The organism is Catenulispora pinistramenti (assembly GCF_018274385.1).
Classification (GTDB): Bacteria; Actinomycetota; Actinomycetes; order Streptomycetales; family Catenulisporaceae; genus Catenulispora; species Catenulispora pinistramenti.
Genome location: NZ_JAAFYZ010000005.1, coordinates 66,668 through 84,882, shown reverse-complemented (window position 1 = coordinate 84,882; position 18,215 = coordinate 66,668). Strand labels below are relative to the sequence as shown.

Sequence of the window (18,215 nt, the reverse complement as noted above, 5' to 3'; positions counted from 1 at the left end):
CCCTCACCTGAGCTCCCGCTCAGGCTCGGCGCAGAATCCGGTCTGCACCAGGATCGGCTTGTGCCTGCGTCCGACGATCTGGGCCCGCCCCGGCGGCAGCCGCCGCGGCACGGCCTCGCCCAGGAACGTCCCCTCGTCCCGCGAGGTGGACAACAGCACGCCGCTGGCGCCGAGGTCCCAGATCCGCCGGAGCACCGGGTCCGTCATCCCCCGCGCCCCGCCCGCGCTGGAGCGCGCGATGACCAGGTGCAGCCCGATCTCAACACCCTGCGGCAGCAGCTCCAGCAGCCCCGCCAGCGGGCTGCCCGTCGGCCCGACCATCAGCTCGTAGTCGTCCACGACCACGAACAGCCGCGGGCCGGTCCACCAGTCGCGCTGCCGCAGCCGTACCGGGTCGATGTCCGCGTCCGGCACCCGGCGCTCCAGCGACGGCTTGATCTCGGCGACGAGTTCGGCGAGCTTCGCGCCGGTGACCGCGTAGCTGAGCTGTTGCGCCGTCGGGATCGCGTCGAACAGGTCGCGGCGGCTGTCGGCCAGCAGGACGCGGGCTTCCTTGGGCCGGTAGCGGGCGGCGATGGCCTGGATCACCAGGCGCAGGGTGTTGGTCTTCCCGGTCTCGGTGTCGCCGAACACGAGCAGGTGCGGGTTCTGCTCGAAGTCGTGGTAGACCGGTTCGAGCAGGGCCTCGTCAAGACCGAGGGCGAAGCGCAGATCGCCGTCCGGGGCCGGAAGCGCCGCGGCCGGCAGCATCTCCGGGAGCATCCGGACCCGCGGCGCCGCCGGGCCGCTCCAGCCCGCCGCGATGCCCTCGACGAACGCCCGGGTTCCCTCGCCGACGTCCTCGGCGCTCGGGCGGCCGTCGGCCCGGGGCAGCGCTGTCAGGAAGTGCATGCGGTCCTCGGTCAGGCCCCGCCCGGCGACGGTGGGGACGTCGGCGGCGGCGCGGCCGTTGATCTCGGACTCCTGCGGGTCGCCGAGACGGAGTTCGAAGCGGGTGCCCAGCAGGTCGCGCAGCCAGGGCCGGACCTCGGTCCAGCGGGCCGCCCCCACGACCAGGTGGATGCCGAAGGACAGGCCGCGCGCGGCGATCTCCTGGACCGTCGGCTCCAGATGCTCGAAGTCCTGGTGCAGCGTGAACCAGCCGTCGATGACGAGGAACACGTCGCCGAACGGGTCCTGGGGGAAGTCGCCGTTCGCACGGCGCTTGCGGTAGGTCGCCATCGAGTCGATGCCCGCCTCGGCGAACACCCGCTCCCGGGCGGCGATCAGACCGGACATCTCCGCGAGGGTGCGGGCCACCCGGTCGGCGTCCAGACGGCCGCTGACACTGCCCATGTGCGGCAGGCCGGCCAAGGACGCCAGAGTGCCGCCGCCGAAGTCCAGGCAGTAGAACTGGACGTTCGCCGGGGACGAGCAGGCGGCCAGCGCGCAGATCAGGGTCCGGATAAGGGCCGACTTGCCGCTGCGCGGTCCGCCGACGACCGCGACGTGGCCCTTGGCCTCCGACAGGTCCGCCGTCAGCGGGTCGTGGCGCTGCTCGAACGGCCGGTCCACGATGCCCACCGGCACGGTCAGCTCGGCCACCGCGGTCGGGTCGTAATGCCCGAGGGCACCGGCGGCACAGCGTTCGGGCAACAGGCCGTCCAGGGTCGGCGCGACGCCCAGCGGCGGCAGCCAGATCCGGTGCGCCTCCGGTCCCGCGCCGGACATCCGGTGGGCCAGGACCGTCAGCAGCGTTTCCTGGTTCGGCTGCGCGGAGGGCGCTGGTTCCTCGCCTTGGCCGTCCTGCGGCTCCGGCGCCGCCGCCGGGCCGCGCGGCGCGACATAGACCGTGTCGTAGGGCACGATGTAGTGCTCGGTGATCTCCTGCGCCAGCTCCAACTCAGCCGGGACGTAGGGTGCGGAGACATAGGCCCCGCGGAACCGGGTCAGCGGGTCGGTGGCGAAGCGCAGGAATCCGTGCCCCGGACTGGCCGGAAGCTCATAGGCGTCGCCGACGCCCAGCACGCCCCGGGATTCGGCGACCGAGAACGTCCGCAACCCGATGCGGTAGGACAGGTGCCCCTCGACCTGGTGGATCCGGCCCTCGTCAAGACGTTGCGCGGCCAGCAGCAGGTGCACGCCCAGGCTGCGCCCGAGGCGGCCGATCACCACGAACAGCTCCAGGAACTCCCGGTTGGCCGCCAGCAGCTCGCTGAACTCGTCGACGATCAGGAACAGCGACGGCAGCGGTGCCAGGTCCGCCCCGGCGGCGCGGGCCCGCTCGTAGTCCAGGACCGAGCTGTAGTTGCCGGCCGAGCGCAGCAGTTCCTGACGCCGCACCAGTTCGCCGTGCAGCGCGTCGCGCATGCGGTTCACCAGGGGCAGCTCATCGGCCAGGTTGGTGATGACCGCCGAGACGTGCGGCAGCTCGTCCAGGCCCAGGAAGGTCGCGCCGCCCTTGAAGTCGACCAGCACGAAGTTCAACGTCTCCGAAGAGTGCGCCAGCGCCATCGACAGCACGATGGTCCGCAGCAGCTCGCTCTTGCCCGAACCGGTCGCGCCGATCAGCATGCCGTGCGGGCCCATGCCGCCTTGCGCCGACTCCTTGATGTCCAGCTCGACCGGGACCCCGGCCTCGGTCACGCCGATCGGCACCCGCAGCCGGGCACGCGGCGATCTGCGCTGCCAGTAGGCCAGGGGATCGTGGGCCGCCGCGTCCGGGATGCCCAGCAGGCCGGTGAGTTCGATGTCGACCTCGGCCGGGCCGCCGGAGACCGAGGCGGCCGAGGTCCGGTACGGGGCCAGCACCTTGGCGGTGGCCTCGGCCCGCGCCGGGCTGACCGTGTCCGGACGCCCGATGGCGGTCTGGACGTCGTGACCGGTCCGGTCGGCCACGACGGTGAACAGGACCGGAGCACCGACGTCAGTGGCCTGATACCCGTTCCCGGCCGCGGACTCGGCGGCCTGCTTCTGGCCGCTGTCCCGGACGGGCTTGGCCCCCGCGCCGTCGGCGGTACCGGCCGCGGTACCGGCCCGCAGCCGCAGCGTCGCCGGATCGGTCACCCGGCCCAGCGCTCCGCTGACGTCGATCAGCACGGTGTTGCGGTACCCGTACTGGATCGCCCGGTGATCGGCGGGCACGGTCACGTCGTCCAGGACGATCACGGTGAACGGCTCGCGCGCCGAGGGCTGCGCACCCGGTTCGAATCCGGGCCGGTCCCGGAAGTCCTCACCGCCGAGCAGCCGCTCCACCTCGGTCAGCGAATCGCTCATCATCCGCACCTGGCCGGCCGCGTCGCGTTCCTGCGGGTGCAGCGCGTGCGGCAGCCACCGCGTCCAGCGCCAGCGCTCGCGGGCCGGGCCGCCGGCGCACACCGCGATGCGGACGTCGTCCGGGCTGTGGAACACGGCGAGCTGGAGCAGCATGGAGCGGACCAGCCCGTCCACGTCGGCCGGCGACCCCGACAGGCTGACCCGCGCGAATCCGCGCAGGTGCAAGGCCATGGGCACGTCCGCGACCGTGTTGTAGGCCCGGACGAAGCGGCGCAGGGCTCCGACGCACAACGGCTCCAGGTCCTCCACCACCCGGGACTGCGGCGGCACGACCCGCGCCGACAGCGCCTGCAGACCGGTGGCGATCCGGATCTCGGCGAAGTCGTCGTCGCCGGTGGTCCGCTCCCAGCGCCGCGAACTCATCGCCACCGACCACAGGCCCTCGGGGTCCGGATGCCGCCAGATCAGGGCACTGCGCTGGGCCCCGATCTTCTTGCGCACCTGCCGCCGCATCTGCCCGAGGTGGCGCAGATAGTCGCGCCGCTCGGCCTTCAGCTTCTTCTTGCTCGCCCCGCCGCCGCGCCCGAGCTGCGCGACCACCATGCCGAGCGAGGACACCCCCATGAGGCCGCCGCTGAGGTAGTTGACCGGTTTGGCCCCCGGCTGCAGGAACATCATCGCCATCGCACCGGACCCGGCGGCCATCGGCAGCATCGTCAGCGCCGAGCCCATGCTCATCCCGGCCGGATCCGGAACCGTCGGCGGCTCCTGCAAGCTCATCTCGCCTTGAGGTATCGGGGGCGCTGCCCGTCTCGGAACACGGCGGTGGATGATCGTGCTCACCGCTTCTCCCCTTCCAACTGCAGTGATCGGCGGTGGCGCGCGCCATCTGGTCCAGACATACTCGCCGATGCTGCTGGCGCGCCGTGCCAGGTGTCAACTACAGGGAGAAACGACCGGATGAGCGAGACGATAGCCGACATGTGCCGGTTGACAATCGTCGCCGACAAGCGGCGCGCCGCTTTGGCGCTGCCCTCCGACGTCCGGCTGGTCGCCCTGCTTCCGACGGTGCTCAGCCTGCTGGGATCAGAACTCGCCGACGCCGGGCTCGGCCACGACGGCTGGATTCTGCAGCGGGCCGGCGGCGGGCCGCTGGACGACGAGCGGACCCTGACCGAGCTGGGGCTGCTCGACGGCGAGACGCTGTATCTGCGGCCGCGCCTGGACGCCCTGCCCGAGATCGACTTCGACGACCTGATCGACGGCATCGCCACCGGGATCCGCGCGCGTTCGGACCCGTGGCGCCCGGCGATCACCGGCCGGGTGCTCATCGGTTTCGCAGCCGGGGCGCTCGCCCTGGCCGTCCTGCCCCTGCTGCTGTCCGGCCCGGTCACCGACCGCCTGGCCAGCTCGGCCGCGCTGGCCGGGCTCCTGCTGATCGCGGCGATCGCCTCCTCGCGGGCACTGGGCGAGAGCACGCTGAGCGCGCTGTTCAGCGGCACCTCGGTGCTCTACGCGACGGTCGCCGGCGCCCTGGTGCCCAGCCAGCAGCACTACGCCGCGGACCTGGGCGGAAGCCGGTTGCTGTGCGCGGCGGCGGGCGGGACGGCGGTGGCGTTCGTGGCGCTGATCGCGGCCCGCGCGGCGGTTCCGGCGCTCGTCGCGCTCTCGGTACTGGGCACCGCCGCGACGATCGCCGGCCTGCTCGCGGTCGCCTGGACGATGCCGATCGCCCACGCCTGCGCGCTCGTCGTGCTGCTCGCCGTCGTCTTCGCGCTGTCCATCCCGCTGGCGGCCTTCCGGCTGGCCGGACTCCACCTGCCGATGATCCCGGTCGACCGCGAGGATCTGGACCGCGACGTCGAGCCGGTGCCCAGCCGCAGCGCGCTGGACTCGGCGGCGCTCGTGGACCTGTATCAGAGCACGCTGTTGGCCGCGGCGGGAGTGATCTGCGCCGCCGGCCTGACGCCGGTGGTGCTCGCCGGCGGCTGGGCTCCGGCAACCTTCGCCCTGACGATCGCGGCGCTGCTCCTGCTGCGGGCCCGCGTGTTCACCGGGATCCGCCAGCGGCTGACGATGCTGGCTTCCGGCGCTTACGTGATCGCGCTGTTCGGCGCCGTGCGGATGGCCGCGATCGCGCCGGCACACCGGGCGGTCCTCGGCTGCGCGCTCGCCTTCGGCGCCGCGTTCGTGTTCGCCGTCCTGGCCCGCGCGGTACCGGGTCGCAGAATGCTGCCGCACTGGGGCCGGGCCGCGGACCTCGGCGAGTACCTGGCGGCGATCGGCGCGCTCCCGCTCCTGCTCACCTTCATCGGCGTGCTGCACTGGGCCCGCTCGATCGCCGGCTGACCGCCGCGAAACGCCGAAGGAGACGCCAGCGATGCAGTCGCGCCGAGAACAATTGCAGGCCCACAGCTTCATCGTCGGACGCTTGATGTCCGGCGTCGCGACCGGCGACATCGAGGCCCCGCGCGGGCCCCTGCGCCGCCAGTCCGTCGGGCTGTCCGCCGGGGTCATGGTCGCCGTGCTGCTGATCGCCGGCACCGTCGTCATGGGCTTCCTGTCGCCCGGCGGGAGCACCGCGTGGCAGAAGGCGAACACCCTGGTCCAGGAGAAGGAGACCGCCACCCGCTACGTCTACGTCGGCGGCGTCCTGCACCCGGTACTCAACTACGCCTCGGCCAAGCTCCTGCTCGGCTCCTCGATGACGATCACCTCGGCGTCGACCTCGGAGCTCAAGGGCACGCCGCACGGCACGGCAGTCGGCATCCCCGACGCCCCGGACGCACTTCCCGCCGCGTCCGGCCTGACGTCAGTACCCTGGCTCGTCTGCGCCACCTCCGCGCCCGACGTCTCCGGAACCCCGCGGCCCAACGTCACCGTCGCAGTCGGCGGGGCCACCGGAGCGAGCACGCTGGACGCCACGAAGGGCGTCCTGGTCCAGACCCCCGACGGCGCCCAGTACCTCCTGTGGCAGCAATGGCGGCTCCGGATCGGATCAGCCGCCGTGGCGGTGGGACTGAACCTCACGAGCGTGGCGGCCGTCCCGGTCAGCGCCGCCTGGGTGGACACGATCCCGGCCGGACCGGACCTGGTGTCCCCACCGGTTCCCGGCCGGGGCGCCGCCGGACCCCGGATCGCCGGGCAGGCCTCGACGATCGGCCGGCTCTACACCGTCCACAACGTCAGCGGCCCGGACAGCACCTACCTCGCCCTGGCCGACGGCCTGGAGCCGATCACCGCCACCCAGGCCGCACTGATCCTCGCCGATCCGGCGGAGAAGGCCGCCTACCAGGGCCAGTCCCCGATGGAGATCCCACTGGGCATCAGCGACCTGGCGGCGGCCCCGCGACTGGCCGCAGCGGCCCCGGTGGCCGGGTCCCCGGAGACCCCGCCGACCATGACAGCCGCCGGACCGGGCAGCACCCCCTGTATGTCAGTGGCCTTCACCGGCACGACAGAGCCCAAGTACACACTGGCCCTGACCCAACAGAGCACCCTGGACCGCCTGCTCGGCGGGCCCCAGCCACCCTCAGCGACCGCGACGGTGGCCAACCGGGTCGTGGTCGCGCCGGACACCGGCATGCTCGTCCGCTCCCTGCCCGCGCCGCCATCAGCGAGCGTCGTCTCAGGCACCGACTACCTCATCACCGACACCGGGGCGAAATACCCGCTGGACGGCACCGACGTGCCGGGACTGCTGGGATATCAGAGCGCTGGCTTCGAGCTCGTCCCGCCGGAACTGCTGGACTTGTTCGCGACCGGCCCTGCCTTGTCCCGCGCCGCAGCGACGCAGACGGCCCCGGCTGGCGCCGGCGCGCCGCCTTCGGCGATCTCGACTGGGAGCTGAGCGCGCTGGCGCTGGCACTGGCACTGGCGCTGGCACTGGCGCTGGCACTGGCACTGGCACTGGCACTGGCGCTGGCGCTGGCGCGGCTCGGCGCGCCAACGGTTTGCTGACTGTCGCGCTAGCGGGGTTCGCGCAAGCAGGGTAGGCGCACTCCAGAGCGCTAGTGGCACATAAGGCAACCTTTGCTCGGTGGTTCGCGATGTGGTTCGCGATGTGGTTCGCGATGTGGTTCGTGACGTGGTTCGCGATGTGGTTCGTGACGTGGTTCGCGATGTGCCGGTCGCCGGGCGGGATCTGTTGGTGGCTGGTGCTGCGGGCCGAGTTGCGGTTGGGTTGTGGTTGTAAAGCTTTTTACGGCCTTCGGTCATAGTTGTGCCGGTTCGGGGTTCGGGGTGGTGGGTGTGTCTGTCGGCTGCCGGTTCGCGCATTCACAACCCCGCCCCACCTCAGGCCTCTTCAACTCCAGCAAGGCAGAGCAAGGGCAAGATCAACAGCAAAGTCAAGATCAAGAGCTGTGGTGAAGGGCCGGGCCTCCGGCGGGCCTCGGCAACCTCAGGGAAACTAGCGCGGTTCCCTCGGGTGGCCGATCTAGTCTCAGCGGCTGCGGTCTGTGAGGTGGTGCGGTCCGTTCCCCTCGGTCGCGTCGTCAGCCCGGGGGGTACAGCACCGGTGTCCGGGGGTAAAGTCCGCGCGCTGCGGTTTGCCGTGTGAGCTGCGGTTTTGGTAGCGCGAACTTGACCCCCGGCCACCGGCACTGTAGGCGAAGCCCTGCCGACGCGACCGAGGGGAACGAACCGAAAACCAGCCGGAAGAATAGCAATCACAGGGAACGTGGACACCGGTTGGTTGATGCCGCTGCCGGTGAGGGCGTGGCGGCGGGCCGGTAATCAGTCGGTCGAGAACATGCCCGAGTGCGGTGCATCTGTGCCACGACAACCAAGCGCCAGTTGCTCATATCCCGGCAGGCCCTGCTATCCGCAGCATAGGCGTTGGCGGCCAGGTCAATCCGCTGTCGGCCGGTGTCCATCTCGGCAGTCGGGCCGGTCCGCACCCGCCAGCCCAGAATACGCACCCGAGCGACTGCCGCGCCGCCAGCCCCCAGACCGGCAGCCGAACTCGCCGAGCCGCCGGTACCCGCCCCCCTGTTTTGTATTTCTCCGGCTGGTTTTCGGTTCGTTCCCCTCGGTCGCGTCGGCAGGGCTTCGCCTACAGTGCCGGTGGCCGGGGGTCAAGTTCGCGCTGTGCGAAACCGCAGCTCACACGTCCAACCGCCGCGCGCGGACTTGACCCCCGGACACCGGTGCTGTACCCCCCGGGCTGACGACGCGACCGTGGGGAACGGACCGCACCACCCCACAAACCGCAGCCGCTGAGCCCTGGCCCAGCCACCCTAGGGAACCGCGCTAGTTTCCCTGAGGTTGCCGAGGCCCGCCGGAGGCCCGGCTCTTCACCATGGCTCTTGACCTTGACCTTGCTTGTGGCTCTTGCTGTTGACCTTGATCTTGCCCTTGCTCTGACTTGCTGGAGTTGAAGAGGCCTGAGGTGGGGCGGGGTTGTGAACGCGGGAACCGGCAGCCGACAAACACAACTCGCCGCCCCGAACCCCGAACCGGCACAACTATGACCGAAGGCCGTAAAAAGCATTTAAAGCCAGCAAACTAACCATAACCCGGCCCGCAAACTCCAGCCGCGCCAAAAGATCCGAACCCCGTAGCGGCCGCCATTCAGGAGGCGCTCGGCGTCCTGGATGCGTTGTTCGGCCAGGGCTGCGGGGTCGGGGGCTGGGGCCACTGCCACTCCCCCGATGCCGACTCCGGGCCCGGCTCCGGCTCCGGCTCCGAACCCGGCTCCGGCTCCGGCTCCGAGCAGCGACAGGCTTTCGCCGTAGGCGCGGAACACCTCGCCGAAGCCGCCCCGGCCGATGCGTTCCACGAGGCGGTAGCGGTCGGCGAGGGCCATGCCGGGGGCCAGTTCCTTGGGGAATGGTACTGAGTGGGTCGTCGTGGGCCCGTGGTCGTGGGCCAACCGGTTCAGGCGGCGCGGGTCCGTTGCGTGACGACGATGCAAGCGAGCACGATGACCGCGGTCGCCGGGACCGCGGGCGTGAGGTGCTCGCCGAGGAGCAAGACGGCCCACACCAGCGTCACCAAGGGCTGGGCCAGCTGGAGCTGGCTGGCGCGCGCCACGCCGATCAGGCCCATTCCCCGATACCAGGCCACGAATCCGGCGAACTGGGAGACCAGCGCGATGTAGGCCAGGCCGGTGAGGGCCTTGGCCCAGAGGTGGATCGGCTCGTTCGGCATCGCGATGGTGCACACGGCCACGTTCACCGGCGCGGCGAGTACCACTCCCCAGGCGATGACCTGCCAGCCGGGCACCCGTGCGGACAGTCGGCCGCCTTCGGCATAGCCCGCGGCGCACAGCACCAGGCCGCCGAAGAGGTAGAGGTCTGCGATGGTCGGGCGGCCACGGTTCTGGCTGAGTGTGAAAGCGATGACGGTGACCGCCCCGGTGCCCGCCGCCGCCCAGAACGCTCTCGACGGATGCCGTTTGGTGCGCAGTGCGGCGAGCGTTGCCGTGGCCATTGGGAGCAGGCCGATGACGACCGCCGAGTGGGCTGTCGTCGAGGTCTGTAAGGCGAACGTGGTGAGTAGCGGGAAGCCGATGGCGCAGCCGACCGCCACTGTCGCGAGTGCGGGCCAGTCGCAGCGCGCCGGACGAGGAGCCCGGGTGAGTGCCAAGGCGACTACGGCGATCAGGGCGGCCACCGAACCCCGAATTCCGGTGGCGCTCCAAGGCCCGAAGCCCTTCAGAGCCCATTCGGTGGCCGGGAAGGTGAACGAGAAGCTGAGGACTCCGAGCGCGGCGAACAGCGTGCCGTCGGTGTTCGGGCGGGTTCTCGACAGTGGCGATATCCGGGCGGTGGCGATAGCGCTACTCTCATTATTCATGAACGAGGATAGCAACTGGCGCGAGGTCGCGGAGGTCCTGTCCCGAGAGATAGCGCCACTGCCCGTCGGCACACGGATCGCGACCCACCGGGAGCTCGTGAAGCGGTTCTCAGCCAGCGGAACCACGGTCTCCCAAGCCTTGGCCCTGCTCACTCAGCGCGGCCTGATCAGCTCGCGGCCGGGCGCCGGGACGTTCCGCACCCAGACCCGCGCGGTGGCGCCGGCGGCGGACACCTCGTGGCAGGCCGCGACCCTGGAGCTCAGCGGGCAGGACAGCTCCGGGAGTGGGACGCCGCGCGGGTTCCGGGCGCAGGCGATCGCGGGGATGCTGACCCCGGCCGGGCCGGATGCCGTCGATCTCAACGGCGGCTATCTGCACCCTGATTTGCAGCCGCTCACCGCCCTGACCGCCGCGCTCTCCCGGGCGGCGAGGCGGCCGCAGGCCTGGGATCGGCCGCCGGCCGGTGGGGTGCCGGAGTTGCGGGACTGGTTCGCCGCCGACATCGGCGGCGGGTTGGGGCGGCACGATGTGCTGATCTGCGGGGCGGGGCAGAGTGCTCTGGCCACCGCGCTGCGGGCGCTGGCGCAGCCCGGCGATCCGGTGCTGATCGAGGTGCCGACATATCCGGGGGTGATCGCCGCCGCGCTGGCCGCCGGGCTGCGGGCGGTGCCGGTGCCGCTGGACCGGGAAGGGATGCGGCCGGATCTGCTGGAGCAGGCCTTCGAGCGTACCCACGCGCGCCTGGCGGTGGTGCAGCCGCTGTTCCAGAACCCGACCGGGGCCTGCATGCCGGTGGCGCGGCAGCGGGAGATCAGGGCGATCGTGCGGCGGCACGAGGCGTTCGTGATCGAGGACGACTTCGCCCGGCACCTGGTCCACGCCGACGGGCCGGCCCCGGCGCCGCCGATGATCGCCGAGGATCCGGACGGCGTGGTGGTCCACATCAGATCCCTGACGAAGCCGACGTCCCCGAACCTGCGCGTCGGCGCGCTGGCCGCCCGGGGGCCGGTGCTGGCGCGGCTGCGGTCGGCGCACATCATCGACTCGATGTTCGTGCCCGCCCCGCTTCAGATGACGGCGTTGGAGGTGGTGACCGCGGCGAGTTGGAAGCGTTCGCTGCGCACCCTCGCCGCGGCCCTGCGCGACCGCCGCGAGGTGACGGTAGCGGCGGTGGAGGCGACGCTCGGCGCCGCGGCCCTCGCGCTCAGGCCGCGCGGCGGCTACCACTTGTGGGCCGAGTTGCCGAGCCACCTGGACGACGAGCAGTTCGCCGCGGCCGCGCTGGCCTGCGGCGTCATGGTCACCCCCGGCTCGCGGTACTACCCGAGCGGCGACAGCACGGTGCACGTCCGGTTCAGTTACATCGCCGCGCCGTCCGTCCCCGACATCGACGAAGCGGTGCGGCGCTTGGCCCCGCTGATCGCCATGCCGGACTAGAACATATATCAGCATTTTGCATCACCCGCTCCCCCGGCTTGCGTCACCTTCGCGGAAACGGATAGAAGCTGTGGGTGATACGGAAAAGCGAGGGCCGCGTCAGCCGACGCATCGCCGCAGCCAACGCCGCGAAGGCGGCTGCGAAGCCTGAAGAGGCTTCGAAGTCGTCGGCGAAGTCGTCGGCGAAGTCGTCGGCGAAGTCGTCGGCGAAGACGGTTGCAAAGACGGCTGCGAAATCCACTGAGGTCGCGAGGGTGAGCGCGAAACCGGCGGCCGTCGCGAAGGTGAGCACGAAGCCCGCGGCCGTCCCGAGACAGCGGGCCGAACCGGGCCCGCGCCGCTCGGTGCGGGAGTGGTTCGCGATGGTCCAGCACATCGCGCGCAAGTTGCCGGCTGATGAGTTGCTGGACCGGGCCGCGGCGCTGACGTACTACGGCTTCCTGGCGGTGTTCCCGACGCTGCTGCTGGCGATATCCGTGCTCGGGCTGATAGGCACCTCCGCCCTGAACTCGGTGCTGGACAACGTGCAGAAGCTCGCGCCGGGATCGGTACGCAGCGTGCTGCACACCGCCATCACGCAGGTGCGGGCCAGCCGGAGCACCGGCGGGACGCTGGCGATCGCGGGTGTGGGCGGCGCGCTGTGGTCGGCGTCCGGCTACGTGGGGGCGTTCATCCGGGCGTCGAACGTGGTCTACGGGGTCCGGGAGAAGCGGCCGATGTGGAAGACCACGCCGCTGCGGATCGGGCTCACGCTGCTGATGATGGTGACCTCGCTGATCAGCGCGGTGATCGTGGTCTTCACCGGGCCGCTGGCCGAGGCGACGGCCAAGCTCCTGGGCCTGGGCCAAACCGCGGTGACCGTGTGGTCGATCGCGAAGTGGCCGGTGCTGGCGCTGCTCATAGGCGCGATGATCGTGCTGCTGTTCTGGGCCGCGCCGGACGCGCACCGCGGCCGCTTCCGCTGGATCTCGCCGGGCAGCGCGCTGGCGGTGGTGCTGTGGCTGGTCCTGTCGGCCGGGTTCGCGACCTACGTCGCCAACTTCGCCTCCTACAACAAGACCTACGGCACCGTGGCCGGCGTGGTCGTGTTCCTGGTGTGGCTGTGGTTGTCGAACCTGGCGATCCTGATCGGGTTGGAGTTCGACAACGAGTTGGCTCGGGAACGCGCGCAGACGCAGGTACCGGCCACAGAGCCGGATGCCGAAGAAGGCGACTAGAGGTCAGCCGTGCAGACAGGTCAGCCGTGCAGACACGCGCAGACATAGGGGTCGGCAGCACAGACGCGCGCCGCGGCCATCACCGCAGCCATCACCGCAATCACAAACAGCGCACGCAGCGCCGGCCCACGCCGTCAGCGCGGTGTGGCCCGCGCGGCGAGAATCGCGATGTCGTCCTCGATGGCCGGTGGTGCGACCAGGTGCAACGCGTCGTCGAGCAGATCCTCCAACCCGCCGGTGGCGCCCAGCGGCAGGGCCGCGAGCCGGGCGAGGGAGACGTCGATGTCCTCGCCCCGGCGCTCGACCAGGCCGTCGGTGTACATCAGCAGGATCTGGTCCGGGCGCAGGTTGACGATCGTCTGTTCGTAGCCGCCGATGCCGGTGCCCAGGGGTGGGCCGGTGGGCACGGTGACCAGTTCGGTCGGGCGGCCCGGGGCGAAGAGCGCCGGCGGCAGGTGGCCGGCGCTGGCGAAGGTCCAGCGGTCCCGGTTGGGGTCGGCGACGCCGAGCAGGCACGTTGCGGGGCGGGCCGTGTCGTCCTGGGAGATGAGGGTGTCCAGGTGCCGCAGGATGCCGTGCGGGGGCAGGTCCATGCCGCCGGCGTCGCGGATGGCCGAGCGGTAGATGCTCATGTCGACCGCGGCCTCGACACCGTGGCCCATGACGTCGCCCATCACCAGCAGGGTCCGGCCGAACGGCAGCCGGACGATCTCGTACCAGTCGCCGCCGACCAGGGTGCGGTTGCCGGAGGGCAGGTAGCGGGCGGCGACTTCGAGGTTGGAGTGCGGGCGGCCCGGTTCGACCAGCAGCGCCCGTTGCAGTTCCAGGGTCACGCTCTGGGAGTCGGCGTACTGGCGGGCGTTCTCGACGCTGACGGCGGCCCGGTCGGCCAGGTCCTGGATCAGGACCTTGTCGTCGTCGGTGAACCCGTCGAAGGTGCCGCGGACGCGGGCCAGGGTCAGCACGCCGACGAGCCGGCCGCGCGCGTTCAGCGGGACGGCGACGAGCGAGTCGACGTCGGCGATCCGGTAGGCCGCCAGCGTCTCAGGGCCCTGCGCCAGGTCCGCCAGCTCGGCGTCGGACACCAGGTTCGCGACGACCGCTTCGCCCTCGGCCAGGCTCAGCGCGACCGCCGAGTCCGGCCCGGGACGGATCGAGGCGGCGGGCAGGGCGAGCGCCCCGAGGCGGCGGCGCAGCTCCGGCGGGCAGGCCAGCGCGGCCCGGCGCATCCGGGGCGGCTCGGGCCGGCCGCCCTGGCCGTGATCGACGCCGCGGTCGACGGCGCGGTCCACGGCGCGGTCCACGATCTCGTGCGTCATCACCTCGACGATCGCCAGGTCGGCCAGCGCCGGCACGGCCAGCTCGGCGAGTTCGATGCACGTGATGTCCACGTCCAGCGTGGTGCCGATGCGCTCGGCGGCGGCCTGTTGCAGTGCCAGGCGGCGGCCGGCCTGGTCGAGCCGGCGCTGCTGCCGCGTGGCGGCGCCCATCACGACGACGACCACCCCGGCGGCCCGGCCCTCGGTCTCCAACCGCCGGTAGCGCACCTGCCAGCCGGTCGCGGTGGCGGTTCCCGGCTCGGCGTCGTCCTGGCCGGCGGCATCACCGGGATCAGCGGCATCAGCGACAACGCCGCGATCAGCAGCATCGGCGCGATCAGCGACGGTGCGGGGTTCAGGAACGTCGCGCGGCTCAGGAACGTCGCGGGGATCAGCGGCCTCGCGGGGATTCCCCTCAGCCAGGATCCGGCTGATGGTCTGCAGGTCAGCGGCGAACGGCGTCGCGGCGACCGGGCGGCCCAGGATCCGTGCGGGCTCCAGGCCCGTCGTGGACAGGAAGGCGGGGTTGGCGTAGAGCCAGCGCAACTCCGTGTCGAGCAGGCCCACGCCCACCGGGGCCTCGGCCAGGACGTCGACCAGCAACCCGGTGTTCAGCGACGCGATCGTGCCCAGGAGGGCGTCGGAGTGCCCGCCTCCTGAATCGCCGCGCGGATGCCCGTTGTCGATATCCATCCTTCCGGATCATATCGTCACGAATTGGTTTGTTGAGCTAACAGAATGCGACTGGCTGTGTGGTCTTCGGCACAGGACCGAAGTCCGCGCCGAATATGTTCGGTGGGCTCATGGTAGGTGAACGCGCGTCCCGGGGCACCGGTTCAGCACCACCGGGCCCGGCAGAACCACCTGGGCGGGAACCCGTCGACTCAGTGGGCTGCCGGCAGCGGGCGGCCCTGTAACTTCTGTGGTGTGGACCGTTTCAATGACTTGGAAATCCCCGAATCCCTCGCCGACGCGCTCGACCCGGCGAAACTCGCCCTGATCGTCTACGACATGCAGGTCGGCGTACTCAGGCAGATCCCGGACGGCGACCGGGTCCTGACCAACGTCCAACGGGTCCTGGCCGCGGCCCGGCGGCGCCGGGTCCGGACGGTCTTCCTGCGGCACTACTTCCTGCCGACCCGGCTGACCGGCACCTTCCAGCTGCGGCAGGCGAAGATCTGGCAGCACAAGGACGCCGCCGCCGACACCCGGCCGCTGATCCCGTACGGCTCGCCCGGTTTCCAGCTGGTCGAGGGCCTGGAGCCGGGGCCGGACGAGGCGGTCTTCGACAAGGTCACGATGTCCGCGTTCGCCGGCACGCCGCTGGACTTCGTGCTGCGCGACTGCGGGGTGAGCAGCTATCTGATCGTCGGCGCCGCCACGGAGGTCGGCATCGAGCCGACGGTCCGGCACTCCACCGACCTCGGCTACGTCCCGATCGTCGTGCGCGACGCCTGCGGGGCCGGGCACAAGGAGGCCGCCGGACGCTCGCTGGCGGGCCTGGAATTCACCGGGGACGCGATCCTGACCGACACCGACGAGGTCTGCGCGATCCTGGACGGCGGCCGGTGATCGCGCGGGAGACCAGCCGGTAATCGCGTAGGAGACCAGCCGGCAGCCGCGTGGAAGGAATGGCGCCGGTTGATTGTTCAACCCGGCGTGAACGAGGACACGCGGATGACGGACCCGCGGATGACCGACCCGCACCGGACGGACGTCGTGGTGATCGGCGCGGGTCAGGCCGGCCTGTCGAGCGCCTACCACCTGCAACGCACCGGTTTCGAGCCCGGCGCCGGCTACGTCGTCCTCGACGGCGACCGGGCACCCGGCGGGGCGTGGCAGCACCGTTGGCCGTCGCTGCGGATGGCGACCGTCAACGGCATCTTCGACCTGCCCGGGATGGCCTTCGAACCGCCGGCCCCGCAGGAGCAGGCGTCCGTCGCCGTGCCGCGGTACTTCGCCGAGTTCGAGAAGGGGTTCGGGCTGGCCGTGCGGCGGCCGGTGACGGTCAGCGCGGTGCGCTACGGCCCGGAGGACCGGCTCCTGGTCGACAGCGACGCCGGGACGTGGGCGGCGCGCGCCGTGATCAACGCGACCGGCACCTGGAACCGGCCGTTCTGGCCGTACTACCCGGGCCGCGAGACCTTCCGCGGCCGGCAGTTGCACGCCGCGGCCTATCCCGGTCCCGAGCAGTTCGCCGGCAAGCCGGTGGTCGTGGTCGGCGGCGGGATCACCGCGATCCAGCTGCTCACCGAGCTCGCTCAGGCCGGGGCGGCGACGACGTGGGTGACGCGCCGGGCGCCGGTGTTCCGCGACGAGCCGTTCACCCGCGAGTACGGGCGCGAGGTGGTGGCGGCGGTGGACCGTCGGGTGCGGGCGGGGCTGGTGCCGCAGAGCGTGGTCAGCGCCACCGGACTGCCGGTCACCGGCGCGATCCTGGAAGCTCAGCGCGATGGGGTGCTGAACCGGCTTCCGATGTTCGACCGGATCACGCCGGACGGGATCGCGTGGGACGCCCCGGCACCCGGCGAGCCGCGGTCCGTCGAGGCGGACGTGATCCTGTGGTGCACCGGCTGGCGCGCCGCGCTGGACCATCTGGCACCGCTGCGGCTGCGCGCGCCCGGCGGCGGCATCACGATGGACGGCACGCGCGTCGTCCTGGAGCCGCGGCTGCACCTGGTCGGCTACGGCCCTTCGGCGAGCACCGTCGGCGCCAACCGCGCCGGGCGCGAGGCGGTGCGCGAGATCCGGCAGTTGCTGGCGGCGGACGCCGGCGTCGTGGTCGCGGCCTGATACCGCGACGGCGCTTGGGGGGCTAGCGCTCGGCAGGCCGAAGACGCGAGCATTCGGCATATGACCTATGCCGAAGACATGGCCTATGCAAAAGACCGGATAACCATCACCGCGGCCGAGGTCCTGGTCAGCTCGCCGGGCCGCAACTTCGTCACGGTGCGGATCACGACCAGCGCGGGCGTGACCGGTTTGGGCGACGCGACCGTGAACGGCCGCGAGCTGGCGGTGGTGTCGTACCTGCGCGACCACCTCGTGCCGCTGCTGATCGGTCGGGACGCGCACGCGATCGAGGACACGTGGCAGTACCTGTATCGGGGTGCTTATTGGCGGCGCGGCCCGATCACGATGGCCGCGATCGCCGCCGTGGACACGGCGTTGTGGGACATCAAGGCGAAGCTGGCGGGCATGCCGCTGTACCAGTTGCTCGGCGGCCGCAGCCGGCGCGGCTGCCTCGCCTACGGGCATGCCAGCGGCGCGGATCTGCCGGAGCTGTTCGATTCGGTGCGCGCGCACCTCGGCCAGGGGTATCGCGCGATCCGCATCCAGACCGGGATCCCCGGTCTCAGCTCGGTCTACGGCGTCGCGTCCAGCTCCAACGCGCACGTCGGCGACGCCGCCGGCGCCACGTCCCGCTACGACCACGAGCCCGCGCGGCGCTCGGCGGTGCCGGTGGAGGAGGAGTGGGACACCCGGGCTTATCTCCGCCACGCCCCGCGCGTCTTCGAAGCGGTCAGAAACGAGTTCGGGCCGGAGCTGCCACTGCTGCACGACGCGCACCACCGGCTCACCCCGATCCAGGCGGCGCGCCTGGGCAAGGAGCTGGAGCCCTACGACTTGTTCTGGCTGGAGGACGTGACCCCGGCGGAGAACACCGCGATGCTGCGCCGGGTCCGTGAGCACACGACCACGCCGCTGGCGATCGGCGAGGTGTTCAACACGATCTGGGACTACCGGGAGCTGTTCGAGGAGCAGCTGATCGACTATGTACGCTCCCCGGTCACGCACGCCGGCGGTATCACGGCCCTGCGTCGTATCTTCGACTACGCGGCCGTCTACCAGATCAAGTCCGGGGTCCACGGCCCCACCGACGTCTCCCCCGTCGGCCTGGCCGCCGCGCTACACCTCGGGATCGCGATCCCCAACTTCGGGATCCAGGAGTACATGAAGCACTCGGCGGCCACCGACGAGGTGTTCCGGCCGGCGTACCGCTTCGCCGACGGTCTCCTCGATCCGGGTGAGGAGCCCGGCCTCGGCGTCGACTACGACGACGAGGCCGGTGCGGCGCATCCGTATGAGCCCGCTTATCTTCCGGTCAACCGGCTCAAGCTCGACGGCTCCATGCACGATTGGTAGACGGCGGTTCCTGAATGTTCAAGCGGGCCCTACGTCGAG

Annotated in this window: 12 protein-coding genes; 7 read left to right on the top strand and 5 right to left on the bottom strand. The window is 71.4% G+C overall.

The window, feature by feature from the left end:
- Positions 1–3 precede the first annotated feature (3 nt).
- The gene (eccCa, locus tag KGQ19_RS02475) at positions 4–4,035 is read right to left on the bottom strand and encodes a type VII secretion protein EccCa (protein WP_212007384.1); all 4,032 of its coding nucleotides are present in this window, start codon (positions 4,033–4,035) and stop codon (positions 4–6) included.
- 180 nt (positions 4,036–4,215) lie between these two features.
- Here eccCa and eccD point away from each other — a divergent pair, with 180 nt between their 5' ends.
- Entirely contained in the window at positions 4,216–5,604 is a 1,389-nt protein-coding gene (gene eccD / locus KGQ19_RS02470) for a type VII secretion integral membrane protein EccD (RefSeq protein ID WP_212007383.1), read from the top strand.
- Between the two features lie 31 nt (positions 5,605–5,635).
- Positions 5,636–7,105 (top strand): type VII secretion protein EccB, encoded by a 1,470-nt coding sequence (gene eccB / locus KGQ19_RS02465; protein WP_212007382.1) that lies wholly within the window; start codon positions 5,636–5,638, stop codon positions 7,103–7,105.
- Between the two features lie 1,644 nt (positions 7,106–8,749).
- On the opposite strand, the gene KGQ19_RS02460 is transcribed toward eccB, so the two are convergent.
- Complete coding sequence (locus tag KGQ19_RS02460) at positions 8,750–9,064, bottom strand: hypothetical protein (protein WP_212007381.1); 315 nt, start codon at positions 9,062–9,064, stop codon at positions 8,750–8,752.
- Between the two features lie 71 nt (positions 9,065–9,135).
- Positions 9,136–10,056 (bottom strand): DMT family transporter, encoded by a 921-nt coding sequence (locus tag KGQ19_RS02455; RefSeq protein WP_212007380.1) that lies wholly within the window; start codon positions 10,054–10,056, stop codon positions 9,136–9,138.
- Between KGQ19_RS02455 and KGQ19_RS02450 the strand changes: the two genes are divergently transcribed.
- Positions 10,055–11,494 (top strand): aminotransferase-like domain-containing protein, encoded by a 1,440-nt coding sequence (locus KGQ19_RS02450; protein ID WP_212007379.1) that lies wholly within the window; start codon positions 10,055–10,057, stop codon positions 11,492–11,494. The two genes, KGQ19_RS02455 and KGQ19_RS02450, sit on opposite strands and share 2 nt — an antisense overlap.
- Before the next feature lie 43 nt (positions 11,495–11,537).
- Here KGQ19_RS02450 and KGQ19_RS02445 read toward each other — a convergent pair whose 3' ends face one another.
- Complete coding sequence (locus KGQ19_RS02445) at positions 11,538–11,786, bottom strand: hypothetical protein (protein ID WP_212007396.1); 249 nt, start codon at positions 11,784–11,786, stop codon at positions 11,538–11,540.
- Between KGQ19_RS02445 and KGQ19_RS02440 the strand changes: the two genes are divergently transcribed.
- A complete protein-coding gene (locus tag KGQ19_RS02440) occupies positions 11,779–12,711 on the top strand; it encodes a YihY/virulence factor BrkB family protein (RefSeq protein WP_307856324.1) in 933 nt (310 codons plus the stop codon). The genes KGQ19_RS02445 and KGQ19_RS02440 overlap by 8 nt on opposite strands.
- Before the next feature lie 134 nt (positions 12,712–12,845).
- On the opposite strand, the gene KGQ19_RS02435 is transcribed toward KGQ19_RS02440, so the two are convergent.
- Complete coding sequence (locus KGQ19_RS02435; RefSeq protein WP_212007377.1) at positions 12,846–14,723, bottom strand: SpoIIE family protein phosphatase; 1,878 nt, start codon at positions 14,721–14,723, stop codon at positions 12,846–12,848.
- Positions 14,724–14,957: 234 nt separating this feature from the next.
- Between KGQ19_RS02435 and KGQ19_RS02430 the strand changes: the two genes are divergently transcribed.
- From KGQ19_RS02430 to manD, 3 genes are all read left to right on the top strand, one after another.
- Positions 14,958–15,602 carry a cysteine hydrolase family protein gene (locus KGQ19_RS02430; RefSeq protein ID WP_212007376.1) on the top strand — a complete coding sequence of 215 codons (645 nt, stop codon included), beginning with the start codon at positions 14,958–14,960 and terminating at the stop codon, positions 15,600–15,602.
- A gap of 120 nt (positions 15,603–15,722) precedes the next feature.
- Entirely contained in the window at positions 15,723–16,823 is a 1,101-nt protein-coding gene (locus tag KGQ19_RS02425; protein ID WP_212007395.1) for an NAD(P)-binding domain-containing protein, read from the top strand.
- A gap of 99 nt (positions 16,824–16,922) precedes the next feature.
- Entirely contained in the window at positions 16,923–18,176 is a 1,254-nt protein-coding gene (manD, locus tag KGQ19_RS02420) for a D-mannonate dehydratase ManD (RefSeq protein ID WP_212007394.1), read from the top strand.
- The last annotated feature ends 39 nt before the right edge of the window (positions 18,177–18,215 follow it).

Bases quoted from the DNA above. Each gene is read 5' to 3' on its own strand.
- KGQ19_RS02450 (WP_212007379.1), top strand. From the start codon at position 10,055: ATGAACGAGGATAGCAACTGGCGCGAGGTCGCGGAGGTCCTGTCCCGA.
- eccCa (WP_212007384.1), bottom strand. From the start codon at position 4,035: ATGAGCTTGCAGGAGCCGCCGACGGTTCCGGATCCGGCCGGGATGAGC.
- eccB (WP_212007382.1), top strand. From the start codon at position 5,636: ATGCAGTCGCGCCGAGAACAATTGCAGGCCCACAGCTTCATCGTCGGA.
- KGQ19_RS02425 (WP_212007395.1), top strand. From the start codon at position 15,723: ATGACCGACCCGCACCGGACGGACGTCGTGGTGATCGGCGCGGGTCAG.
- KGQ19_RS02435 (WP_212007377.1), bottom strand. From the start codon at position 14,723: ATGGATATCGACAACGGGCATCCGCGCGGCGATTCAGGAGGCGGGCAC.
- KGQ19_RS02455 (WP_212007380.1), bottom strand. From the start codon at position 10,056: ATGAATAATGAGAGTAGCGCTATCGCCACCGCCCGGATATCGCCACTG.
- KGQ19_RS02460 (WP_212007381.1), bottom strand. From the start codon at position 9,064: ATGGCCCTCGCCGACCGCTACCGCCTCGTGGAACGCATCGGCCGGGGC.
- eccD (WP_212007383.1), top strand. From the start codon at position 4,216: ATGAGCGAGACGATAGCCGACATGTGCCGGTTGACAATCGTCGCCGAC.